A 14850-nucleotide genomic window follows, 5' to 3' on the forward strand; every position below is an offset into this window, starting at 1 on the left:
TCGTACGCGGCCCCATAAGCAAACACCCCGCCGAGGCGGGGTGTTCGTTTTTTGCGTGCCCGGCACGAACCGGGCGACGCTGCCGATGACGGCGATCAGTGCACGACGCGGTCGAACACGAACTTGCCGTCGTTGACGTCGACGGGAATCACGTCCTTCGGGCCAAAGCGGCCGGCGAGGATCAGCTTCGCGACCGGGTTCTCGATCTCCTGCTGGATCGCGCGCTTCAGCGGCCGTGCACCGAACAGCGGATCGTAGCCGACCTTCGCGATCTGCTCGAGCGCCGCCGGCGACACGTCGAGCGCCATGTCGAGCTTCGCGAGCCGGTCGTGCAGGCGCGCGAGCTGGATCTTCGCGATCGACTCGATGTTGTGGCGGTCGAGGCCGTGGAACACGACGACGTCGTCGATCCGGTTCAGGAACTCGGGGCGGAAATGCTGCTTCACCTCGAGCCACACCGCATCCTTGATCTCGTCCTGCGGCGAACCCGTCATCGACTGGATCACCTGCGAGCCGAGGTTCGACGTCATGACGATCACCGTGTTCTTGAAGTCGACCGTGCGGCCCTGCCCGTCGGTCATGCGACCGTCGTCGAGCACCTGCAGCAGCACGTTGAACACGTCCGGATGCGCCTTCTCGATCTCGTCGAGCAGGATCACGCTGTACGGCTTGCGGCGCACGGCTTCCGTCAGGTAGCCGCCCTCCTCGTAGCCGACGTAGCCCGGCGGCGCGCCGATCAGCCGCGCGACGCTGTGCTTCTCCATGAACTCGCTCATGTCGATACGGATCAGATGCTCTTCCGAATCGAACAGGAACGACGCGAGCGCCTTGCACAGCTCGGTCTTGCCGACGCCCGTCGGGCCGAGGAACAGGAACGAGCCGTACGGACGGTTCGGATCGGCGAGGCCCGCACGCGAGCGGCGGATCGCATCGGCGACCGCGTTGATCGCCTCGTCCTGGCCGACCACGCGCTCGTGCAGCTTCTCCTCGATGTGCAGCAGCTTTTCGCGTTCGCCCTGCATCATCCGCGACACCGGAATCCCGGTCGCGCGCGACACGACTTCCGCGATCTCCTCGGCGCCGACCTGCGTGCGCAGCAGACGCGGCCGCGTCGGATTGTGCTGCTCCTGCTCTTCGGCCTGCGTGACCTGCTTCAGCTGTGCCTCGAGCTGCGGCAGCTTCCCGTACTGCAGTTCGGCGACCTTCTCGAGCTTGCCTTCACGCTGCAGCCGCGCGATGTCCGCGCGCACCTTCTCGATCTCTTCCTTCAGCTGCGCGCTGCCCTGCACCGCGGCCTTCTCGGCGGTCCAGATTTCCTCGAGGTCCGCATACTCGCGCCCGAGCCGCTCGATCTCTTCCTCGATCAGCTGCAGCCGCTTCTGCGACGCTTCGTCCTGCTCCTTCTTCACGGCCTCGCGCTCGATCTTCAGCTGGATCAGCCGGCGGTCGAGCTTGTCCATCTCTTCGGGCTTCGAATCGATTTCCATCTTGATCTTCGAAGCGGCCTCGTCGATCAGGTCGATTGCCTTGTCCGGGAGGAAGCGGTCCGTGATGTAGCGGTGCGACAGCTCGGCCGCGGCGACGATCGCCGGGTCCGTGATGTCGACGCCGTGGTGCAGTTCGTACTTCTCCTGCAGCCCGCGCAGGATCGCGATCGTCGCCTCGACGCTCGGCTCGTCGACGAGCACCTTCTGGAAGCGGCGCTCGAGCGCGGCATCCTTCTCGATGTACTTGCGGTATTCGTCGAGCGTGGTCGCGCCGATGCAGTGCAGCTCGCCGCGCGACAGCGCCGGCTTCAGCATGTTGCCCGCATCCATCGCGCCTTCGGCCTTGCCGGCGCCGACCATCGTGTGAATCTCGTCGATGAACACGATCGTCTGGCCTTCGTCCTTCGCGATGTCGTTGAGCACGGCCTTCAGGCGCTCCTCGAACTCGCCGCGATACTTCGCGCCGGCGAGCAGCGCGGCCATGTCGAGCGACAGCACGCGCTTGCCCTTCAGCGTCTCCGGCACCTCGCCGTTGACGATCCGCTGCGCGAGCCCTTCGACGATGGCCGTCTTGCCGACGCCCGGCTCGCCGATCAGCACGGGGTTGTTCTTGGTGCGGCGCTGCAGGATCTGGATCGAGCGGCGGATTTCGTCGTCGCGGCCGATCACGGGATCGAGCTTGCCGGCGCGCGCGCGCTCGGTCAGGTCGACCGTGTATTTCTTCAGCGCTTCGCGCTGGCTTTCCGCGTCCTGGCTATGCACCTGCGAGCCGCCGCGCACCGTGGCGATCGCGGCTTCGAGCGCCTTGCGCGTGAGACCGTGCTGACGCGCGAGCTTGCCTGCTTCGCCCTTGTCGTCCGCGACCGCGAGCAGGAACATCTCGCTCGCGATGAACGTGTCGTTGAGCTTCTGCGCTTCCTTGTCGGCCTGGTTCAGCAGGCCGGCCAGCTCGCGGCCGATCTGGATGTCGCCGCCCGTGCCCGTGACCTGCGGCAGGCGTGCGATCGCGTCGTTCAGCGCGCCTTGCAGCGCCTGCACGTGGACGCCCGCCCGCGACATCAGCGAGCGCGCGGAACCGTCCTGCTGCGCGAGCAGCGCCGCGAGCACGTGAACCGGTTCGATGTATTGATTGTCGCGGCCGGCCGCGAGGCTTTGCGCATCCGCAAGCGCTTCCTGGAACTTGGTGGTGAGCTTGTCGATTCTCATTTAGTTGAGACCTCCAATTTTCGATTAACACCAAAGTGAGGATGGTTATGCGGCTTTCAAGCGGAACTCGGGTCGATACAGCGCAAAAAAGTGTCGGCTGCGGCAGGCACGCGCATGCGCCGATTCGGGCCGCGATCGCGCGGGGCGCTGCACGGTCGTGTCGGCCGGTGTGCCGGGCGCGGCGCCCGCGCTACTCGGTCGAGCCTGCCGCGTGCGGCGTGCGCGCGACCGCGATCGGCCGGATGCCGAGCAGCGACACGAGCGCCGGGGCGGGCTCGGCGAGCTCGGCGAGCGTATGGCGTTCGAGCTCGGCGAAAAAGGCGTCGCGCGCGGCAGCCAGCACGCCCTTCAGCCGGCACTGCGGCTCGATCACGCAGCCGCGCGTATCGTCGCCGGCTACGAAGCAGCCGACCAGCGCGAAGTCGGTCTCGGTCGCGCGCACGACTTCGCCGACCGTCAGCTTCAGCGACGCAGGAAAGAGCCGCAGCCCGCCGTTGCGGCCGCGGACCGTGTCGACCCAGCCGAGTTCGCCGAGCCGCTGCACGACTTTCATCAGATGATTCTTCGAGATGCCGTAGGCATCCGAAATTTCCTGAATCGTCGCAAGCCCCTCGCCGCGCACGGCCAGGTAAAGCATCACGCGCAGCGAATAGTCGGTGTAGTCGGTCAGTCTCATGAGCCAGTAGGATGATTGAGGATCGTGCCCCGATTACGCGGGCAGGACGGAAGGCGGCATGCGTCGGACCGGTTCTGCGCGCCGCTTGCGCTCGCCCGGTTGCCGGGATCGCGCGCAAGCAATAAGATGCCTGATGTTTGCACGTTTTTCATGGGTGAATGGACGCTATTTTGCGGCAAAATCGTGCCCGCGTCCCGTGCGCCGTCTCGCGCATCGCCCCGATTTCCGCCTCAGGTTCACATGACTGCTCCATCCGCCCCGCCCGATTCGGCACCCGCGCGCCTGCGCGACGCCGAGCCGACCGAAGACAATATCCGCGACCTCGTCTATGCGTTCTACGATCGCGTGCGCGCCGACCCGCTGCTCGGGCCGGTGTTCGACACGAAGCTCGCGGGACGCTGGGACGAGCATCTGCCGAAGATGGTCAGCTTCTGGTCGAGCCTCGTGCTCGGCACGAAGCGCTATCGCGGCAATGTACAGCAGGCGCATCAGCCGCTCGAAGGCATCGAGCCCGCACACTTCAGCCGCTGGCTGTCGCTGTTTCTGAACACGGTCGACACGCGCTATGCGCCCGCGGCGGCGATCCGCTTCATGGAGCCCGCGCTGCGGATCGCGCAGAGCCTGCAGTTGAGCCGTTTCGGCTGGGATTACCGGATTCCGCCCGAGCAGCAGGCGCTGCTCGACGCGATCGCACCGCGCCGGCCCGATGCCGGCGACGATCCGCATGCGCTGCCGTCGCGCGCACGCGGCGAGCCGTTTCCGGCGAAGATCATCGGGCGCGGCGCCGACGACTGATGGCCGTGCGGGCCGATGCCGCGCCGCCGCGTTCGCCGTCCTCGTCGGCTTTCGGCGCTGCACCGCCCGCGCGGGCCACCGCGGGACGCCGGCCCGGCATCGCGCAGCCGCAGCCACGGCCGCAGAACCGCACTCAGCGCGCCGCGTTGCGCGACTCGATCCCCCAGCGCGCCAGCGCCGCATCGTCGGTACTGCGCGCGTCGACCCAGCGTTCGCCGTCCGGCGTCGTCTCCTTCTTCCAGAACGGCGCATCGGTCTTCAGGTAATCCATCACGAATTCGCACGACGCGAACGCGTCGCCGCGATGGGCGGCGACCGTCGCCACCATCACGATCTGGTCGAGCGGATACAGCTTGCCGACCCGATGGACGATCGCGACGTCGATGCCCGGCCAGCGCCGGGCGGCGTCCGCCGCGATCTTCTCGAGCGCCTTCTCCGTCATGCCCGGATAGTGCTCGAGCTCCAGCGCGGCCACCGCGTCGCCTTCGTTCAGGTCGCGCACGGTGCCGACGAAGCACGCGACTGCGCCGATCTTCGGATTGCGCGCGCGCAGCGCCGCCACCTCGGCGTTCAGATCGAAATCGTCGGTCTGCACTCGTACGGTCGCCATCATTCGCTCCCTGCCGGCGCGCCGCCGGCCGCCTGTACCGAACGCATCGCTCAGCCGCCCGTGACGGGCGGAAAGAACGCGACTTCGCAGCCGTCGGTGATGCGCGTGCCGGCGTCGGTCATCTCGTGATTGCAGGCCATGCGCAACGCGCGCCCTTCGGCGAGCGTCTCGGCCCAGGCGCCGCCGCGCGTGCGCAGCCACGCGCGCACGTCGCCGACCGTCGCGATGCCGTCCGGCACGTCGACCTGTTCGTCGGCGACGCCGAGCGCCTCGCGCACGCTCGCAAAGAATTTCAGCTGAATCTTCATGTCGGGAAGCCGTCGCGTTACGACAGCAGTTCGGAAAACGGAATGAAGCGCACGGTCTCGCCCGCGCTGATCGCGTGCTGCGGCGGATTGTCGATCAGGCCGTCGCCCCAGACGGTCGAGGTCAGCACCGCCGAGCTCTGGTTCGGGAACAGATCGAGACCGCCCGCCGCGTTGACGCGCGCACGCAGGAATTCGTTGCGCCGGTCGCCCTTGCTCTGCGAGAAGTCCGCGCGCAGCGACAGCGCGCGCGGCGCGACGTCGCGCACGCCGGACAGACGCAGCAGGAACGGCCGCACGAACAGCAGGAACGTGACGAAGCTCGACACCGGGTTGCCGGGCAGCCCGATGAAATGCGCGTCGGGCAGATCGTCGCCGCGCCGCACCGCGCCGAACGCGAGCGGCTTGCCGGGTTTCATCGCGATCTGCCACAGCGCGAGCCGCCCTTCCGCCTCGACGGCCGGTTTCACGTGATCCTCGTCGCCGACCGACACGCCGCCGCTCGTCAGGATCACGTCGTGATCGCGCGCGGCTGCCCGCAGCGTGTCGCGCGTCGCCGCGAGCGAGTCGGGCACGATCCCGTAGTCGGTCACGTGGCAGCCGAGCCGCTGCAGCAGCGCGCGCAGCGTGAAGCGATTCGAGTTGTAGATCGCGCCGGGCTTCAGCGGCTCGCCGGGCATCGTCAGTTCGTCGCCGGTGAAAAACACCGCAACGCGCACGGGCCGTGCGACCGGCAGCGTCGCACAGCCGACCGACGCGGCGAGGCCGAGCGCCTGCGGCGTGAGCCGCGTGCCGGCCGGCAGGATCACCGCGCCGCGGCGGATGTCGGCGCCCTGGGCGGTGATCCATTCGCCGGGCTTCGGCGTATGCAGGATCTCGACCGCGTCGCCGTCGGCCGCGGCCTGCTCCTGCATCACGACGGCGTCGGCGCCGGGCGGCACCGGCGCGCCGGTGAAGATCCGCGCGGCGGTGCCGGCAGCGAGCGGCGCGGCCGGATGGCCGGCCGGAATCCGCTGCGAGACCGGCAGCCGCCGCTCGCCGTGCAGCAGATCGGCGACGCGCACCGCGTAGCCGTCCATCGCGCTCGTATGCATCGGCGGCACGTCGAGCGGCGAGCTCACGTCGGCCGCGAGCACGCGTCCGAGCGCGTCGAGCGTCGCGACCGTTTCGGTTCCGGGCAGCGGCTTCGCGGCATCGAGCAGCGCGGCGAGCGCCTCGGCCGTCGACAGCATCGGCGCATGCGGCGCCGCAGGGTTCGGATTCGACATCGTGAAATCGGGGGATTGAACGCAATACGTCATTGTAGCGACGCCGTCGCGCGCACGCGCGATATGGCCGGCATGCGGAAACTGTGATCGGCGCCGACGCGCCGCACTGATGCTGCACCGATGCCGCACTGATGCCCGCAGTCATGCCGCACCGATACGCCAGCGGCCGCCGCGACCGCGCGGCGGCGTCGCCAAACGAAACGGCCGGAACGCGATCCGTTGGACGAATCGGCGTGCCGGCCGTGCCGCGCTGCCGGGCGTCGCGCCCGGCCGCCCGTCAGGCGCGCGTGTGCGCGGCGATGAAGTCCTTCACCTGCTGCGCGTCGGCCTTCACGACCTCGAAGCGCTGCGGCAGCGACTCGAGCCCGTCGAACGCCGCCGGGCGCTCCGGTTCGCGTTCGAGCGCCTCGCGGATCGTCTCGCCGAACTTGATCGGCTGCGCCGTCTCGAGCACGATCATCGGCACGCCGGCATCCAGATGCTCGCGCGCGACCTTCACGCCGTCGGCCGTATGCGTATCGATCGTCGTGCCGTAGCGCGAGAACACGTCGCGGATCGTCGCGATGCGGTCGGCGTGGCTGCTGCGGCCCGACACGAAGCCGAACTCGGCGACGCGCGCGAAATCGCCGCTTGCCGCCAGATCGAAGCCGCCCTTCTCCTCGACGTCGCGGAACAGCTGCATCACGCGCGCCGGATCGCGGCCGAGCAGATCGAACACGAAGCGCTCGAAATTCGACGCCTTCGAGATGTCCATGCTCGGGCTGCTCGTGTGATAGGTGTTCTCCGCGCTGCGCACGCGGTACGCGCCGGTGCGGAAGAACTCGTCGAGCACGTCGTTCTCGTTGGTCGCGACGACGAGCTTCGCGATCGGCAGCCCCATCATGCGCGCGATGTGGCCCGCGCAGACGTTGCCGAAGTTGCCCGACGGCACCGTGAACGACACGCGCTCGTCGTTCGAGCGCGTGGCCGCGAAATAGCCCTTGAAGTAGTAGACGACCTGCGCGACGACGCGTGCCCAGTTGATCGAGTTGACCGTGCCGATCTTGTGCTGCGCCTTGAACGCGTGATCGTTCGACACTGCCTTCACGATGTCCTGGCAGTCGTCGAACACGCCCTCGACCGCGAGGTTGAAGATGTTCGGATCCTGCAGGCTGTACATCTGCGCCGTCTGGAACGCGCTCATCTTCTTGTGCGGCGACAGCATGAACACGCGCACGCCGGCCTTGCCGCGCATCGCGTATTCGGCCGCGCTGCCCGTGTCGCCGGACGTCGCGCCGAGGATGTTCAGCGTCTCGCCGTGCTTCGCGAGCGTGTACTCGAACAGGTTGCCGAGCAGCTGCATCGCCATGTCCTTGAACGCGAGCGTCGGCCCGTTCGACAGTTCGAGCAGCGCGAGCGGCGCGCCGTGCTCGGTGCCGAGCGTCTTCAGCGGCGTGATCTCGGCCGCGTTTTCGCCGTGACGCGTGTGGCGGTAGACGTCGGCCGTATAGGTGCGGCGCGCGATCGCGCGCAGATCGTCGGCCGGCACGTCGTCGCAGAACTTCGAGAGGATCTCGAACGCGAGATCCGCATACGGCAGCGCGCGCCAGCGCGCGAGCTCGTCGGCCGACACCCGCGGATACTCGGCCGGCAGATAGAGCCCGCCGTCCTTCGCGAGGCCGGCGAGCAGGATGTCGGAGAACGTATGGCGCTCGCCGATGCCGGCGCCGCGCGTGGAGATGTAGTTCATGGCGTCCTCAGTCTTGAGCTCAGTTCAGCGCTTCCATGCGCAGCTTCGTCACCTTCGACACGACCGTCGACAGGCTCTCGATACGCGCGATCGCCGCGTTGACGTTCTTCTCGAGCGTCTCGTGCGTGATCAGGATGATGTCGGTTTCGCCGTTCGCGTCGTCGACCTGCTCGGATTCCTTCTGCAGCAGCGCGTCGATCGAGATGCCCGAATCGGCGAGGATGCGCGTGATGTCGGCGAGCACGCCGGTTTCGTCGGCCACGCGCAGACGCAGGTAGTAGCCGCTCGTCACTTCCTCGATCGGCAGGATCGGCGTGTTCGACAGGCTGTCCGGCTGGAACGCGAGATGCGGCACGCGATGCTCGGGATCGGCCGTATGCAGGCGCGTGACGTCGACGAGATCGGCGACGACCGCCGACGCGGTCGGCTCCGCGCCCGCGCCCTTGCCGTAGTACAGCGTCGTGCCGACCGCGTCGCCGTGCACGACGACCGCGTTCATCGCACCCTCGACGTTCGCGAGCAGGCGCTTCTCCGGAATCAGCGTCGGATGCACGCGCAGCTCGATGCCGCGCTCGGTGCGGCGCGCGATGCCGAGCAGCTTGATCCGGTAGCCGAGCTCTTCGGCATAGCGGATGTCGGTCGCGTCGAGCTTGCTGATGCCTTCGACGTACGCGCGGTCGAACTGCACCGGCACGCCGAACGCGATCGCGCTCATGATCGTCGCCTTGTGCGCCGCGTCGACGCCTTCGATGTCGAAGGTCGGATCGGCTTCCGCGTAACCGAGTTCCTGCGCGGCCTTCAGTGCGGTCGCGAAGTCGAGCCCGCGGTCGCGCATCTCCGACAGGATGTAGTTCGTCGTGCCGTTGATGATGCCGGCGATGTACTGGATGCGGTTGGCGGTCAGCCCTTCGCGCAGCGCCTTGATGATCGGGATGCCGCCCGCGACGGCCGCTTCGAACGCGACCATCACGCCCTTCTCGCGCGCGGCCTCGAAGATCTCGGTGCCGTGCACCGCGAGCAGCGCCTTGTTCGCCGTCACGACGTGCTTGCCGTTCGCGATCGCGCGCAGCACGAGCTCGCGCGCGATGCCGGTGCCGCCGATCATCTCGGCGACGATCGCGATCGACGGATCGTCGACGACCGCGTTGAAGTCGTCGGTGATCTGCGCGCCGCCGGCATCGCCGGCGAGCGCGGCCTGCGCCTTGGCCGGGTTGCGCACGGCGATGCGCGCAACCTCGATGCCGCGTCCTGCGCGTCGCTTGATTTCTTCCTGGTTGCGTCGCAGCACCGTGAAGGTGCCGCTGCCTACCGTGCCGAAGCCCAACAGGCCAACTTTGATCGGTTCCATGCTGCGTGTGGTCGATGAATGAAAAGTAATGAATGCCGTGCGATGGCGCCGCTCAGACCGAATGGCGCTTGCGATAGCCGTCGAGGAAGCGCGCGATCCGGTTGATCGAATCGGTCAGGTCGTCGAGGTTCGGCAGGAACACCACGCGGAAGTGATCCGGCGCGGGCCAGTTGAAGCCCGTCCCCTGCACGAGCAGCACGCGCTCCTCGAGCAGCAGGTCGAGAATGAACTGCTGGTCGTTCTGGATCGGATACAGCTTCGGATCGAGGCGCGGGAACATGTAGAGCGCGGCCTGCGGCTTCACGCAGGTGACGCCCGGGATCGACGTGAGCATGTCGTACGCGAGTTCGCGCTGCTTGTACAGGCGCCCGCTCGGCACGATCAGTTCGTTGATGCTCTGGTAGCCGCCGAGCGCCGTCTGGATCGCGAACTGGCCGGGCACGTTCGCGCAGAGCCGCATCGACGACAGGATGCCGAGCCCTTCGAGATAGTCCTTCGCGCGCCGGCGATTGTCGCCGCCGAGGCCCGACACGGCCATCCAGCCCGCGCGGTAGCCGCACGACCGGTAGCTCTTCGACAGGCTGTTGAACGTGACCGTGATCACGTCCTCGGAGAGCGCGCCCATCGCCGTGTGCTCGAGACCGTCGTAGACGATCTTGTCGTAGACCTCGTCGGCGAACACGATCAGCCCGTGCTGGCGCGCGATCGCGAGCAGCTCGAGCAGCAATTCGTCGGAATAGAGCGCGCCGGTCGGGTTGTTCGGGTTGATCACGACGATCGCCTTCGTGTTCGGCGTGATCTTGCGGCGGATGTCGTCGAGATCGGGCATCCACGCGTTCTGCTCGTCGCAGATGTAGTGCACGGGCGTGCCGCCCGACAGGCTCACCGCGGCCGTCCAGAGCGGATAGTCGGGCGCGGGCAGCAGCACTTCGTCGCCGTCGTTCAGCAGCGCCTGGGTCGCCATCACGATCAGCTCGGACGCGCCGTTGCCGATGTAGATGTCGTCGAGACCGACGCCGACGACGCCCTTTTCCTGCGTGTAGTGCATCACCGCCTTGCGCGCGGAGAACACGCCCTTCGAGTCCGAATAGCCGGACGACGTGGGCAGGTTGCGGATCATGTCCTGGATGATCTCGTCCGGCGCGTCGAACCCGAACGGCGCGAGGTTGCCGATGTTCAGCTTGATGATGCGGTGGCCTTCTTCCTCGAGGCGCTTCGCGTGCTCGAGCACCGGGCCACGGATGTCGTAGCAGACGTTGAGCAGCTTGTTCGACTTCTGAATCGGTTTCACGACGACACGGTTCCTGGGTTGGCCTTGCGGCCGGGGGACGGGATCAAAACTGGAGAGCGGCCGGTCTGTGCGCGCTGTCTAGGCTGGGAAAAAGCGGCGGTCCGGACGCAGCTTGTGGCGGCGCACGACGCAAGTGGCGCCCGCAGGCGACCAAAAAGTTATAATTTAGCGGATTTTGGCCGACTTTCGCAATGCACCAAAGCCGCGCCGGGCCCGCGCCGTCAGGCGTCCCGCGCGCGTCGGGCGCGAAACCGGCTGCCCGGGCCCGCGCGGCCCGATCCCATTCCCACCACGGAAACCGCGGAATACCGATTTGAAACTGCACCAGGACGCGAGCGGCGCGCTCAACACCGTCACGGGCTACGGCCCCGATTATGTCGACGTCAACCTCGAACGCCACGAAACGAGCGTCATCGTGCTGCCAGGCGCACCGGTCCGCGCCTGGCCGGTGTCGTCGTTCGACGCGCTCACGCCCGAGCACTTCGCGATGCTGCTCGACCCGGCGCCCGAGGTCGTGATCTTCGGCAGCGGCGCCCGGCTGCGCTTCCCGCACCCGCGGCTCGTCGCCGCGCTCGCCGCGCAGCGCATCGGCGTCGAGACGATGGACTTCCAGGCCGCGTGCCGCACCTACAACATCCTGATGGCCGAAGGCCGCAAGGTCGCCGCCGCGCTCTTAATTGAACGTTAAGCGCCGATGCGGTAAAACTCGGGCCGGTACGCCGGCCACCCCCGGCACGCCGCCTGCCGCGGCGCCACCCGCCGGCGGCTCATCACAACAACCAACAGGCTGAAACTCCATGAACGATACGCCGTCGAGGCTACCGCTCAATCGCATCGTGCTCGTCCTTCTGCTCGTCGCATTCGCGGTGATCTGGTTCACGCCGCTCGGCATGCGCCACCTGATTCCGAGCGACGAAGGCCGCTACGCGGAAATGGCGCGCGAGATGTTCGTGACCGGCGACTGGATCACGCCGCGCTACAACGGCTACAAGTACTTCGAGAAGCCGCCGCTGCAGACCTGGCTCAACGCGCTGACGTTCGCCTGGTTCGGCATCGGCGAATGGCAGGCACGCCTCTACACGGCGCTCGCGAGCTTCGCGGGCGTGCTGCTCGTCGGCTTCACCGGCGCGCGCCTGTTCAACCCGCTGTCCGGCTTCCTCGCCGCCGTCGTGCTCGCGTCGTCGCCGTACTGGAACCTGATGGGCCACTTCAACGCGCTCGACATGGGGCTCGCGTTCTGGATGGCGCTGTCGCTCTGCGCGCTGCTGCTCGCGCAGCGGCCCGGGCTGCGCCCCGCCGCCGTGCGCGGCTGGATGTGGGTGTGCTGGGCCGCGATGGCGTTCGCGGTGCTGTCGAAGGGGCTCGTCGGCGTGATCCTGCCCGGCGCGGTGCTCGTGCTCTATACGCTGATCGCACGCGACTGGGCGCTCTGGAAGCGCCTCTATCTGGTGAGCGGCCTCGTGATCTTCTTCGCGATCGCCGCACCATGGTTCGTGCTCGTGCAGCAGCGCAATCCCGAATTCTTCAACTTCTTCTTCATCGTCCAGCAGTTCCGCCGCTACCTGACGCCGGAACAGAACCGGCCGGGCCCGTTCTACTATTTCGTGCCGGTGCTGCTGGTCGGCTTCCTGCCGTGGCTGTCGGTCGCGTGGCAGAGCGTGCGCCACGCGCTGCGGATGCCGCGCCAGCCGAACGGCTTCTCGCCGATGCTCGTGCTGCTGATCTGGAGCGCATTCATTTTCCTGTTCTTCAGCGCGTCGCATTCGAAGCTGATCTCGTACGTGCTGCCGGTCGCGCCGGCGCTCGCGCTGATCATCGGCGCCTATCTGCCGCTGCTCGGCGCCGACCGGTTCCGGCGCCATCTGCTCGGCTATCTGGTGTTCTTCGTCGCCGCCGCGTTCGGGATCATTTTCCTCGCGTACCAGGGCGACGCGCGCACGCCGAACGCGCTGTACCGCGCGTTCCAGATCTGGCTCTACGTCGGCCTCGCGATCGCCGCCGTGCTGACGCTCGTTGCCGCATGGCTGAACCGCCGCACCGGCGTGACGGCCGCGCTCGCCGCGTTCGGCGCCGCGTGGCTGATCTTCGGCACGATCGGCGGCACGGGCCACGACGAGTTCGGCCGCTACAGCTCCGGCGCGCTGCTTGCGCCCGCCGTGCGCGCCGAGCTCGCGAAGCTGCCGCCCGACACGCCGTTCTACTCGATCGAGATGCTCGATCACACGTTCCCGTTCTACGTCGGCCACACGACGATCATGGTGCATCGCCAGGACGAATTGGCGTTCGGCATCTCGGTCGAGCCGAACAAATGGGTTCCGACCGTCGACGAGTGGATCGCGCGCTGGAAGCAGGACACGCACGCGCTCGCGATCATGCCGCCCGGCGAATACGACGCGCTCGTCAAGCAGCAGGTGCCGATGCGCGTGATCGCGCGCGACAACCGCCGCGTGATCGTCGAGAAACCGCAATCGTAAGGACGCCCGCCGCATGAACCCGATTTCGTTCGTCTGCATCATCACCGGCGTGCTGCTCAACGCGTGCGCGCAACTTCTGCTGAAGGCCGGCGTCAACGCCGTTGGACACTTCGAATTCAGCCGTGCGAACATCATCCCGGTCGGTCTGAAGATCGCGACGCAGCTGCCGATCATCGGCGGCCTCGGCTGCTACGTGCTGAGCGTCGTCGTCTGGATCGTCGGGCTGTCGCGCGTCGACGTGTCGATCGCGTATCCGATGCTGTCGCTCGGCTACGTCGTCAACGCGTTCGCGGCCTGGTATCTGTTCGGCGAGGTGCTGTCCGTCCAGCGGCTCGTCGGCATCGGCATCATCCTGATCGGGGTGCTCGTGCTCGCGCGCAGCTGAGCGCGGCGGCGTTAAGCGCCCGCCTACAAAAAATCACGCTACGAATCCGCCAACCGGTGTTTAATGCCGGTTTCGGACGGATCGCCCGACCCTTTTATTACACGCCATTACAGGCTATGCGTTCATGAGCCAGACTACCGCTCCGTTTCTGCCGTTCACCCGCCCCGAGATCGACGAGGAAACCATCCAGGGCGTCGTCGAGGTGCTGCGCTCGGGCTGGATCACCACGGGCCCGCAGTGCCAGAAGTTCGAGGCCGCGCTGTCCGAGTACTGCGGCGGCCGCCCGGTGCGCGCGTTCAACTCCGGCACCTGCACGCTCGAGATCGGCCTGCGCATCGCGGGCGTCGGCCCCGGCGACGAAGTCATCACGACGCCCGCGTCGTGGGTATCGACGAGCAACGTGATCCTCGAGACCGGCGCGACACCCGTCTTCGCCGACATCGATCCCGTCACGCGCAACATCGATCTCGACAAGCTCGAACAGGCGATCACGCCGCGCACGAAGGCGATCATCCCCGTCTATCTGGCCGGCCTGCCGGTCGACATGGACCGGCTGTACGCGATCGCGCGCGCACACGGGCTGCGCGTCGTCGAGGACGCGGCGCAGGCGCTCGGCTCGACATGGAACGGCAAGCGCATCGGCGCGATCGGCGACATCGTGTCGTTCAGCTTCCACGCGAACAAGAACCTGACGACGATCGAAGGCGGCGCGCTCGTGCTGAACGACGAGGCCGAGGCGACGCTCGCGCAGAAATACCGGCTGCAGGGCATCACGCGCAGCGGCTTCGACGGCATGGACTGCGACGTGCTCGGCGGCAAGTACAACCTGACCGATGTCGCCGCACGCGTCGGCCTCGGCCAGCTGCCGCACCTCGAGCGCTTCACCGCGCAGCGCCGCGCGCTCGCGCGCGCCTACTTCGCGGCGTTCGACGGCGGCGCGGCGGTGCGGCTCGGCGTCGGGCTGCCGGTCGCCGATTTCACGAACAGCAACTGGCACATGTTCCAGATCACGCTGCCGCTCGACCGGCTGTCGATCTCGCGCGCCGATTTCATGGCGCAGATGAAGGAACGCGGCATCGCCACGGGCGTCCATTACCCGGCGATCCATCTGTTCACGCTGTACCGCGCGCGCGGTTTCCGCGAAGGCATGTTCCCGCATGCGGAGCGCTACGGCGCATCGACCGTCACGCTGCCGCTGTTTACGCAGATGACGGAAGCCGACGTGCGCCGCGTCGTCGATGCCACCAATCAGATTTGCGAACAATACGGAAAGTAA

At 67.4% G+C, this 14850-nt stretch carries 13 protein-coding genes; 5 read left to right on the forward strand and 8 right to left on the reverse strand.

Annotation, left to right across the window (positions count from 1 at the left end; all coding sequences use genetic code 11):
- Positions 1 to 95: 95 nt before the first annotated feature.
- Both clpB and ACSHSS_RS10310 read right to left on the reverse strand, forming a co-directional pair.
- A complete protein-coding gene (gene clpB, locus ACSHSS_RS10305; RefSeq protein ID WP_445544926.1) occupies positions 96 to 2693 on the reverse strand; it encodes an ATP-dependent chaperone ClpB in 2598 nt (865 codons plus the stop codon).
- A 190-nt stretch (positions 2694 to 2883) separates the two neighbouring features.
- Positions 2884 to 3369: an Rrf2 family transcriptional regulator gene (locus ACSHSS_RS10310; RefSeq protein WP_059843943.1), complete on the reverse strand. Its 486-nt coding sequence runs from the start codon at positions 3367 to 3369 to the stop codon at positions 2884 to 2886.
- Between the two features lie 240 nt (positions 3370 to 3609).
- On the opposite strand from ACSHSS_RS10310, the gene ACSHSS_RS10315 reads away from it, so the two are divergent.
- Positions 3610 to 4164, forward strand: coding sequence for a group III truncated hemoglobin (locus ACSHSS_RS10315; protein ID WP_060041367.1), 555 nt, complete (start codon positions 3610 to 3612; stop codon positions 4162 to 4164).
- Between the two features lie 133 nt (positions 4165 to 4297).
- On the opposite strand, the gene moaE is transcribed toward ACSHSS_RS10315, so the two are convergent.
- From moaE to ACSHSS_RS10345, 6 genes are all read right to left on the reverse strand, one after another.
- Complete coding sequence (moaE, locus tag ACSHSS_RS10320) at positions 4298 to 4774, reverse strand: molybdopterin synthase catalytic subunit MoaE (protein WP_212155455.1); 477 nt, start codon at positions 4772 to 4774, stop codon at positions 4298 to 4300.
- 50 nt (positions 4775 to 4824) lie between these two features.
- Positions 4825 to 5082 carry a molybdopterin converting factor subunit 1 gene (gene moaD, locus ACSHSS_RS10325; RefSeq protein ID WP_006407805.1) on the reverse strand — a complete coding sequence of 86 codons (258 nt, stop codon included), beginning with the start codon at positions 5080 to 5082 and terminating at the stop codon, positions 4825 to 4827.
- Positions 5083 to 5099: 17 nt separating this feature from the next.
- Positions 5100 to 6347, reverse strand: coding sequence for a molybdopterin molybdotransferase MoeA (locus tag ACSHSS_RS10330; protein ID WP_445544927.1), 1248 nt, complete (start codon positions 6345 to 6347; stop codon positions 5100 to 5102).
- Positions 6348 to 6624: 277 nt separating this feature from the next.
- Positions 6625 to 8076, reverse strand: a complete 1452-nt coding sequence (thrC, locus tag ACSHSS_RS10335; RefSeq protein WP_105841496.1) for a threonine synthase — start codon at positions 8074 to 8076, stop codon at positions 6625 to 6627.
- A 19-nt stretch (positions 8077 to 8095) separates the two neighbouring features.
- The gene (locus tag ACSHSS_RS10340) at positions 8096 to 9424 is read right to left on the reverse strand and encodes a homoserine dehydrogenase (protein WP_039221502.1); all 1329 of its coding nucleotides are present in this window, start codon (positions 9422 to 9424) and stop codon (positions 8096 to 8098) included.
- Between the two features lie 52 nt (positions 9425 to 9476).
- Positions 9477 to 10715 carry a pyridoxal phosphate-dependent aminotransferase gene (locus tag ACSHSS_RS10345; RefSeq protein ID WP_006402314.1) on the reverse strand — a complete coding sequence of 413 codons (1239 nt, stop codon included), beginning with the start codon at positions 10713 to 10715 and terminating at the stop codon, positions 9477 to 9479.
- Positions 10716 to 11028: 313 nt separating this feature from the next.
- On the opposite strand from ACSHSS_RS10345, the gene ACSHSS_RS10350 reads away from it, so the two are divergent.
- The 4 genes from ACSHSS_RS10350 (at position 11029) to ACSHSS_RS10365 (ending at position 14850) form a co-directional block, all read left to right on the forward strand.
- Positions 11029 to 11403, forward strand: a complete 375-nt coding sequence (locus tag ACSHSS_RS10350) for an Mth938-like domain-containing protein (protein ID WP_006402313.1) — start codon at positions 11029 to 11031, stop codon at positions 11401 to 11403.
- Between the two features lie 109 nt (positions 11404 to 11512).
- A complete protein-coding gene (locus ACSHSS_RS10355; RefSeq protein ID WP_217261798.1) occupies positions 11513 to 13189 on the forward strand; it encodes a glycosyltransferase family 39 protein in 1677 nt (558 codons plus the stop codon).
- Positions 13190 to 13202: 13 nt separating this feature from the next.
- Positions 13203 to 13574, forward strand: coding sequence for an EamA family transporter (locus ACSHSS_RS10360; RefSeq protein ID WP_006402311.1), 372 nt, complete (start codon positions 13203 to 13205; stop codon positions 13572 to 13574).
- Positions 13575 to 13698: 124 nt separating this feature from the next.
- On the forward strand, positions 13699 to 14850 hold the full coding sequence (locus tag ACSHSS_RS10365; RefSeq protein WP_048806114.1) for a DegT/DnrJ/EryC1/StrS family aminotransferase: 1152 nt from the start codon (positions 13699 to 13701) through the stop codon (positions 14848 to 14850).

This window comes from Burkholderia sp. BC1, from assembly GCF_052683555.1.

Coding starts and splice junctions, on each gene's coding strand:
- clpB (WP_445544926.1), bottom strand. CDS start 2,693: ATGAGAATCGACAAGCTCACCACCAAGTTCCAGGAAGCGCTTGCGGAT.
- ACSHSS_RS10310 (WP_059843943.1), bottom strand. CDS start 3,369: ATGAGACTGACCGACTACACCGACTATTCGCTGCGCGTGATGCTTTAC.
- ACSHSS_RS10315 (WP_060041367.1), top strand. CDS start 3,610: ATGACTGCTCCATCCGCCCCGCCCGATTCGGCACCCGCGCGCCTGCGC.
- moaE (WP_212155455.1), bottom strand. CDS start 4,774: ATGGCGACCGTACGAGTGCAGACCGACGATTTCGATCTGAACGCCGAG.
- moaD (WP_006407805.1), bottom strand. CDS start 5,082: ATGAAGATTCAGCTGAAATTCTTTGCGAGCGTGCGCGAGGCGCTCGGC.
- ACSHSS_RS10330 (WP_445544927.1), bottom strand. CDS start 6,347: ATGTCGAATCCGAACCCTGCGGCGCCGCATGCGCCGATGCTGTCGACG.
- thrC (WP_105841496.1), bottom strand. CDS start 8,076: ATGAACTACATCTCCACGCGCGGCGCCGGCATCGGCGAGCGCCATACG.
- ACSHSS_RS10340 (WP_039221502.1), bottom strand. CDS start 9,424: ATGGAACCGATCAAAGTTGGCCTGTTGGGCTTCGGCACGGTAGGCAGC.
- ACSHSS_RS10355 (WP_217261798.1), top strand. CDS start 11,513: ATGAACGATACGCCGTCGAGGCTACCGCTCAATCGCATCGTGCTCGTC.
- ACSHSS_RS10360 (WP_006402311.1), top strand. CDS start 13,203: ATGAACCCGATTTCGTTCGTCTGCATCATCACCGGCGTGCTGCTCAAC.
- ACSHSS_RS10365 (WP_048806114.1), top strand. CDS start 13,699: ATGAGCCAGACTACCGCTCCGTTTCTGCCGTTCACCCGCCCCGAGATC.